Raw genomic sequence first — 546 nt, forward strand, 5'->3', positions numbered from 1 at the left:
CATATAAGCGGAGGACTGCTCGCGAAAGAAATGGGAATATCGCGCGTCGCGGTTTGGAAGACGGTACAGTCTTTAACCAAGGCCGGCTATTCGATAGAAACCGGGGACAACGGCTATCTTCTTGATCCTAAAAACGAATAAAATGGCCGAGATAGAGGTTGTTAACGTAACAAAGAAATTCCCGTTTTATGAATTTTACCACGAACCACACGAACCAACACGAACAACGACAAGATATGAGCAGATACAAGACGGCTTTTTTTTCGCATTATCAGACGTTTCCCTCTCCATCGAAAAAGGCGAATGTACGATAATCGCGGGGGCTAACGGGTCGGGGAAAAGCCTTTTAATGTCCATCATCGCGGGGCTTGAAGATCCTTCTTCGGGTTCGGTTAAGACAGCTTCAAGACCGGGGCTTGTGTTTCAGGAGCCAGATTCGCAGATACTTGGGGAAACGCCGAGGGAGGATGTCGCCTTCGGACCGCGCAATATGAGGCTTTCCAAGAGCGAAATAAAGGCGAGAGTTGGTTCCGCGCTTTTAGAGAC

At 48.5% G+C, this 546-nt stretch carries 2 protein-coding genes; both read left to right on the forward strand.

The features are described from left to right. Nucleotides 1–3 precede the first annotated feature (3 nt). Entirely contained in the window at nt 4–141 is a 138-nt protein-coding gene (locus tag ACYVTD_RS15890; protein ID WP_461248659.1) for an HTH domain-containing protein, read from the forward strand. Between the two features lies 1 nt (nt 142). After that, nucleotides 143–546, forward strand: a 404-nt coding sequence (locus ACYVTD_RS15895) for an ATP-binding cassette domain-containing protein (RefSeq protein ID WP_461248658.1), incomplete at its 3' end; no start/stop codon positions are given.

The organism is Treponema sp. R6D11, assembly GCF_054786075.1.